This is a genomic window from Caldithrix sp. (assembly GCF_056497305.1).
Map to the genome: position 1 here is coordinate 1 of NZ_JBSMDE010000151.1, position 8,011 is coordinate 8,011.

At 46.6% G+C, this 8,011-nt stretch carries 3 protein-coding genes; 2 read left to right on the plus strand and 1 reads right to left on the minus strand.

All coding sequences use genetic code 11. The annotated features are described in order from the left end of the window. Positions 1-496: 496 nt before the first annotated feature. Positions 497-4,519, plus strand: coding sequence for a translocation/assembly module TamB domain-containing protein (locus ACWB0I_RS12585; RefSeq protein ID WP_479388419.1), 4,023 nt, complete (start codon positions 497-499; stop codon positions 4,517-4,519). Positions 4,520-4,820: 301 nt separating this feature from the next. Further along, complete coding sequence (locus tag ACWB0I_RS12590) at positions 4,821-6,725, plus strand: BamA/OMP85 family outer membrane protein (protein WP_479388420.1); 1,905 nt, start codon at positions 4,821-4,823, stop codon at positions 6,723-6,725. A 16-nt stretch (positions 6,726-6,741) separates the two neighbouring features. Here the strand turns inward: ACWB0I_RS12590 and ACWB0I_RS12595 are convergent, their stop codons facing one another. Next, positions 6,742-7,698, minus strand: a complete 957-nt coding sequence (locus tag ACWB0I_RS12595; protein ID WP_479388421.1) for an alpha/beta hydrolase family protein — start codon at positions 7,696-7,698, stop codon at positions 6,742-6,744. Positions 7,699-8,011 lie beyond the last annotated feature (313 nt).

Below are 8,011 nucleotides of genomic sequence, written 5' to 3' on the forward strand. Positions count from 1 at the left end.
GCCTGAAGCTGGGAGAAGAATGACATGCCGGCACAGGCCTTCACTGCCTGGGGAAACTTGTCCCTTGGCAAATTAATTCGTAATTCGTAATTTTAAATTTTTAATTAAAATTACTCTTTTGCCTGTCAGGCTGCGCCTGCCAGACTGGCCTGTCCCAGAAAACGGGATTTTCGCTGCGCTCCAACAGGCTGGTGCTGCCAGACTGGCCCGTCCCCGAGAATCTGGATTTCCGCTGCGCTACAAACGGCCGTAGGACGGACGCCTTTTGCGGTTTTTTAATGCTTGAGGCTCTGCTACCTTAGGTCTCTTTAATCATAGAAGGGGAACATTTAAGGCCACCTTACATTCAATTTTTAGTTGCAAGTCATTTATTTTCTGAAGATTTTTGTTTAAAATAGAAAGCGATTTCGACAATACCTGGTAAGAGGAAAAGACTAATCATTCGCTGTTTTAGATCGAGTAGTTACAAAGAAGTCATTCATTTGAACGGGTACAGATGGTAAAAAACAGACCCTGGCTCAGAAGAGCAAAAAAAATTATTTTCTGGTTTTCCCTTAGCCTGTTGGTACTGCTTGGGGCCCTGGCCTTTTTGATGTGGAACGCTTCTTTAGTTTCCAACATGGCTAAAAACTATTTGAATAAACAAATAAAGCCTCAGGCGCAGGTTGAATACGCCTCCCTAAAAGGCAGTCTGTTTAATGCCCTTGAGATCAGACAGCTGAGTATTAAAACAGAAGACGGCCTGGAAGTGCGGGCCAATTATCTGCAGGTGCATTATCGCCTGTGGCCCCTGTTCCAAAAACGCATTGAAATCAGTCGATTGACCTTTGATCAACTGCACATTGTCATTCCCCATTCGACCTCTGAACCTTCCGTCCACCCGGTAAACCTGGACACCCTGCTGGCTTCCTGGCAAAAATACGCCAATGTGCAAACTTTGATTGGAAGTCTGCCCCATCTTTCGCTTAAAAATGTGGAGATCGTTTCTGGGGGATTACATTTTGACCAGACGCCCATGCAATTTGAAAATCTGAAAATAAAAATTTCCGGAATAAGGCTAAGAAAAAACCACATCTATTTAAAATTAGATCAGATATCCGGATTCTGGCCGGCTTACCGGTTGCAGCTGGAATCGGCTTCCTTGAAAATAGAGGGAGACGAGTCGGGGATTGCGATAAATCAGGGCGAAATAAAGACGTCCAAATCGCAACTCTATTTTAATGCGCTTCTCACCCCGGTGGATGGTTTAAATATTAATATTACGCGCTTTAAGATCGAACTTTCTGAATTTGAAAAACTGTTAGGGACCCCTTTGGGGCAACCCGCCTTTTTCCGGGGCCGGCTGGCTTTTAGCGGTCTGCCTGTTCATTTTGGTTTACAGGGGAGTGTTAATGGGCAGTGGCAGGCCCGTAAACTGAAGGCGCTGGATTTTGACCTGGAATACAATCGGGGAGAACTATTATTAAAAAAGCTGTTGATTCAATCCAATGTAGGGCATGTGCAGGCCCGCGCCTATTTAAATCAGCAAAAACAAATGACCGGTCAGGTGCATTTTAGCGATGTAAATCTGGGACAGATGGCACCACAGCTTCCCCGAACACGCCTGAATGGTCGTTTGTCCGTTAATGCACAAAATCTGCATTTTAAACGGTTGACCGGTTCCGGCAGTTTAATGCTTTACCATTGTGTCCTTGACACGTTTGAAATCGATTCCGTAAAATTAAATGTAAGCGCCCGTAATGGATTCTATCGCTTTAAAAAACCCTCATTGATCCGCATTGCGGACAGTTCCCTGTTCTACCTGGAAGGCGCCCTGGACCGCGCCATGAATATCAATCTTGATCTGTTCACCTTTAATAATCAACTCTCGCAGACGTTGCGCGATGTGGGCTTAGGGGATGTTAAAGGATTGATTGACGGTCGCATTCACTTGCAGGGTGCGTTGTCCAATCCGGATTTTTCCGGCAATTTAATCATTCCGCAATTAAGGTACGATGTGTTAAACCTGGATTCCGTAAAATTCAATGTTTTCATTCAGGGATTGGGACATGAGCGCCTGGGCCGCGGCTCATTTAAAATTGCCCGCGGTAAAATCGATCGCTTTCCCATTGACCAGGCCAGCTTTGATCTGAAAACCATTAAAAATTACATTGAGATCAGTAATCTGAAATTTTTAAGCAACCAGAATTACTTTTCGACCAATATTTACATTCACTGGCAGGAAAATCTGGATAGCCTGAATTTTAAGTTGTTCCCCTTCCAGGTTCAGTATGAAAATTACTGGTTGCGCTCGGAAGACAGCCTCACTATTGCCATGAATTCCGAAGAGATCTCGCTGGAAAGTTTTACCCTGATCGGACCGCAACAATCGCGGGTTACGCTCAATGGATTTTACGATTTTCAACTGGCTGATTTTCAGGGTGCTTTAACCTTAAACCAATTCGAAATTGCGCCGTTCCAGCAATTTGTGCAAAGCAAGCTCACGTTCAGCGGTAAGGTCAACGGCTTTGTTGAAGTGTTAACGCCTTTCAGCGATTTGAGCATCGAAACGCAACTGGCAGCCGATAGCCTGAAGTTGCAAAATGTGTTGCTGGGCCGTTTTTCCAGCGACCTGTACTATGCCAAGGATCTGTTAACCATCAATGATTTTACGCTGAGCAATGACACGACCTTCCTGGGAATTGAGGGAGAATTTGCCACGCAGTTCAAAGAAAAAAAAATTAACCTGCTGGAAGATACGAAGGTCGATCTGGTGCTGGACTGGAAAGATTTGCAGCTGGGCTACTACGCTCCCTTGTTAAAGGGTGTGCGGCATCTCAGAGGCCTGACTTCCGGTCAGGTAGAGATCAGCGGAACGGCCGATGCCCCACAGCTAAAATTGTATTTACAGGTCGACAATTTCCATTTTGAACAATTCCCCGGAGATTCTCTGGAAATACGGGCCCATTATGAACCGGGTAAAATTGTATTGGATCATTTTTCCGGAGTTATTGACGGTAGTTCCGTTCAGGCCTCCGGCTGGCAGGATTATCAGCTGTCTCTGGTCCATTTCGATTCGGATATTTTAAATCGGCCCTTCTGGCTCCATATCCAGAGCAAGGACAATCAGATTGTTTTTTTGAGAAATTTGATCGAAGAGGTGGAATCCATTCAGGGACCTTACCAGGTCGATCTCAATATTCAGGGGAAGCCCCTGGCTCCTACCGTGGAGAGCGGAACCATCAAGTTGAACAATGGCCAGATATTGCTCTCCATTATCCGGGACCCTATTAAAAATGTGAACTTTAAAGGAGTAATTAAAGACCATGTGTTACACATCCAAAAAATGAGTGCCGTTTCCGTTGAAGAAAAGGATCTTCTGGAAAAATTGTGGCGTTTTTTAAGCTCACTATTGCCCTGGTCAAAACGTACCTTGCGGGAAGGGTACCTGACCGGCAGAGGAAAGATTGATTTGCTGGATGTAAATCGCCCCAAACTCGATCTGGCTCTGAAATTAGACGAATTCTACGTTGATTATTTTATTCAGAATGTCAAGGCCCTGATCAGTTCAGACAATTTGACCATTAAAGGACGGGACACCATCTATGTGTCCGGAGATTTGTACATCCCAAAAGGGGTGGTGGAGGTCGATCTGAATCAGATTGCGCGCAGCGTCTATTTAAGCGAAGAGATCATTAAACCCGAACCACCATTTTTAGCTTTGAATCTTGATGTGGAATTGCCCGGCAATTTCACCGTTACCAGTTCGCCATTGAATCTGGCTAATAACTTCCGAATCGATTTCATGGGCAATCTGCATATCAGCATGGTGCCGCCTTCCGACGAACCAAGCATTCTGGGCCATCTGGAAGCGGTTAGCGGAAAATATGCCTCCTGGAATCAGAATTTTATTGTGCAAAATGCAACCATCGATTTTAAGAACAAGATACCGATCGATCCTGAAATTGATGTGGTGGCCATCAAGCAATTGGGCAACAAGAAGTTTGAACTGGCCTTAAACGGCAGCGTCAGTAATCTGAATCAACAGATGCGTGTTTTCGAGAATGGGCGGGAATTGACTCTTTCGGCCTTTGACAAGATCTCTCTTTTGACTCTGGGCGCAGACATTTCGACCATGCAATCAAATCCCGATTCGGCTTTAAGAGACATCGGCGAAAAGATAGCCACCACCTCCATTTTAACGGCGGTGGAACGGGGCGCCGAGCGCTTTACCGGGCTGGATCGCGTAGAAATTACGGCTCGCGGCTCGCTGGTTAATTTAAGCCGTTTTAAGTTGAATAATGGATTGAGTGATGCTTCCATTGCCTTTGGCAAGTACCTGACCAGTGATTTGTACGTGGAGTACCGCACAAAATTTGCAGAAAGCATTCCGGCGCCGCGCCTGAGCTGGGACGCCGGTAACCGGATCGGTTTGCAGTACCGGATCAATCGCTACTGGACGTTAGACAGTTATTACGAAAAGACCGAGCGGGGCAACACACGCATCCGGTTTGGGCTGAATTGGGAATATTCCTTTTAGTCGGGAGAGAAGAAAAAACAGCGCCAGAGGGTGAAGGCCTGTGCCGAGTGTCATTCTGAAGAATCCCTTGAACTTGAAGACAATTTTCAAACGCAGCGTAACTCGAGCTTCAGCTCGAGACCTTACGGTCGGCCAGAGGGTGAGGGCTATTTGCCCCGATTTTCGGGAAGAGGGGACAGTGGGTGATGTCCCAGGCCCTGGTGGAACAAAATTCCGCTAACGCGGAAAAAGGCCCAACGGTAAATCCAATGAAAACGTTGAAAAGCACGGATTTGTTGAACGCAAGAAAAATCAAAAAAACATGATGGAAAACAGATTTAACAATAAATGGCAGCGATTGATCTTATTACTCCTTCTGGTGGGGAGCACGGTTTCGGTTTTTGCTGCCGGGCGCAAAATCGACAAAATCTATTTCAGTGAAGTGCCCTTCAAAGGGGATCAGTCTTTACAGGACATCATCAATTCCCGCGAAGGCCGATTGTACGAACCGCGATTAGTGAAACTGGATCGAATATTACTGACCAACTATTTTAAGAGCTACGGCTTTTTAAATGTTGCAGTAGAAGACAGCGTGGTGCTAGATCCCCGGAAAAACAGGGTAAAGTTGTTTTTCAACATCAATCTGGGCAAGCGGTACTATTTCGGTGGCGTGCGCTTTAGTGGATTGCAAACCGTTACGCTCAAACAATTAGAGCGCGCGTTCCGCGATTTAAAAATAGGCCAGCCTTTCCAGGAAGCACAGATCAGCGAGGCTCTGCGCAAGGTGGAGGATGTTTTCTACAATGCCGGTAAACCCTATGTGCAAATTGATCCGACCTACCTGTACGAACAGGATTCATTGATCTTTCTGTACTTAAAAATAAAAGAAAATCCCACAGTGTACATTGCGGACATTCAATACGAAGGATTAAAGCTGGTGCAAAAATTTTTAATTCGCCGTGAATTGGAAGTGAAAAAGGGCGATCGTTACAATCGTCAGGCTTTAAACAAATCGCAGCAAAATTTGTACGCCACTGGACTATTCCGCTACGTGCGTTTTGATTTGCAGCCTGTAAAAGGGGACTCGACCCAGGCGGTACTGAAGATATTTGTGCAGGAAAAAGAGGCGCGCTGGATTGGATTTCGTCTGGGCGTGGCCCATGACCAGGAGATCTATTTTGGCAACAAACTGGAGTTAACCCTACAGGGCGGGCACCGCAATCTCTTCGGCACAGGACGGAGTATTAGCCTCTACCTGACACCTTCCTTTTACTACGATTTTGGCAAGAAAAACATCATCAATCCGGATAACCGGGCTAACCTGGTTTTTGTAGAACCCTGGATGTTTTACACACGGACGCCGGGCATTTTTCAATTGGCCTTTGAGCAGTTTCGGCCGGTTAATAGCGCGCATTTTAATCTCTACCGTTCTTCGTTCGATGTGCACAAAATTTTGTCGCCTGGCGTAGAAATGAATGGCGGGTTTTCAGCCCGACTGGTCGATATCGTCAAAGAAGGCGCGATCGATACCACGCTGATCTCTCCGGAGCAAATCCGCAAAAATGCGGTTTATTCCCTGTCGTTCTATGCCAAGCGGGACAAACGAAAAAATGTGTTCAATCCCCATGACGGCTCTTACAGCGATATTAGTCTGGCTTTTAGTTACAGCAGGGGAAAGAATGAACAGGAAGTGAATGAGATCAACCGCTACATGACCATTACGGCTTCCTGGCAAAGATATCAGCCTTTTAGGCCCAAACTGCCGCATTTTAAGCGTTTTAATTTCACCTTTGCTTCGCGCCTGAAAATTGGCGCTATTATTGAACCTTTTGGCAGTAAGGAAATTCCCATTGATGACCGTTTTTTTGCCGGTGGGGCGACCACCGTTCGGGGCTACCATGAACAGCTTCTGGGGCCTGCTGCAGCCTATGATGAGAATGGTAAAATCCAGAAAGCGGCCGGAGGCAAAGCCATGTTTCTGGCCAATGCCGAAGTGCGCATGCCGCTCTTCTGGCTCATCGTAATGGAAACGTTTGTAGATGCCGGCAATGTGTGGGCCGAATTAAACCAGGTCAATCCCCTGACTATTAAGCCAACCACCGGGTTGGGACTGGCCTTTTTAACGCCTCTGGGGCCGGTGCGCATCGATTACGGCTACAAACTGTTGCCCAAAAAATCCGATCCTTCCCGCTATGCCATCCACGCCGGTTTGTATTTTGCGTTTTAAGCCTGAGTTTGCAGGTTTATTCAAGAGCGCTGGAAGGCAGCTCGTTGATCAAATCTTTTTTTGTCAGCCAGGCGTAGCTTAAACGAACGATTGTTCGGATCAAATCTTTCTTTTTGGGATGCAGATGCCCGGCATTCAGAACAATCTTTTCTTTAGGCTGCGGTGTTAATCGATGCAGCAGTCGCCAGCAATGTTCGGGAATTTGCCGATCGTCTTGGCCATTGATCAGCAGAAAGTCTCCCTGCAACCATGGCAGATGTAAAGCTGGTTCGACCGATCGGATAAGAACGGAGATCAGTCGGGCAAGGAGCGGCCTGAAGAGCGAAGGAATGGTTTTAAGATTGGCTTTTAGAATTTCATAAAGATTTGCTCCGCCGTAGGCCATAATAACGCCTTGCACCCGGATGCCGTGACGGTTCATGATTCGCAGAACAGAAGGCACAGCCAGAGCGCCAAAACTGTAACCAAGCAAGCTAAAACGGGAGGTGTCAGCCCAACTTTGTTTCTTCGCCCACTGCACCAGTTGTGTAACTTGCCCGGGCACGATGAGCACCGAATGGCGTATCTTCGGTATCTCTTCAATCGCCGTGCCTTCATACCAATACCGCGGTCGGTAGGGATATTCGTAAGCGATAATGGTGTTCGGCCCATGCTGCTGAATATATTGCAGGCTGCGCCGGCCAATCTCCAGGCCGCCCAGCAAAATTACTACTGGTCTGCGAACTGTGTCATGCTTAAAAGGCCTGCTGATGGTAACGCAAAAGGTATCGGATCGGGCGCGTTGAAAGGTGATGGTTTCGTATTGCCGAAGCTCGCCGTTATGCTCAACCAGCTGAGTCGTTTTGTTCCTTACGGTCAAGGGAGTGACGAGACGATCAATTACGCGCAGGGGGCTGCTGTGCAAAAAATACCAGCTGCCCAGGCAGAACAGAAAAATCAAACACGTTAGCACGATGGTTAAACCTTTTTTCATCGCCTGTTTCTCCTGCAAAAGAACGCTTGGCTTTTTTCGTCTGCCGGAATACGATCTTCAATATTTTGCGGATTCTTTTAGCCCGGTGCAAAATTGAATTCCAGGCTCATCGGCAACATTGGCGCCATTCTGATTCTGGTTAACCAGCGCGGAAGCGTTCGCTGCTTACTCTTTTTTACCCATTTCCTTCTTTTTTTCTCCAGACGTAAAAATCACCTCTCGATCAAGTAGAGGTTGAAGGGTGGTGCAGGGCTTTAGAATACTTCCTTTAAAACTTATAATCCCGCCACAGCGGGATGCGAAAATTTTTATG

Excerpts from the sequence above, each read along its gene's own strand:
- ACWB0I_RS12595 (WP_479388421.1), bottom strand. The coding sequence starts at position 7,698 with ATGAAAAAAGGTTTAACCATCGTGCTAACGTGTTTGATTTTTCTGTTC.
- ACWB0I_RS12590 (WP_479388420.1), top strand. The coding sequence starts at position 4,821 with ATGATGGAAAACAGATTTAACAATAAATGGCAGCGATTGATCTTATTA.
- ACWB0I_RS12585 (WP_479388419.1), top strand. The coding sequence starts at position 497 with ATGGTAAAAAACAGACCCTGGCTCAGAAGAGCAAAAAAAATTATTTTC.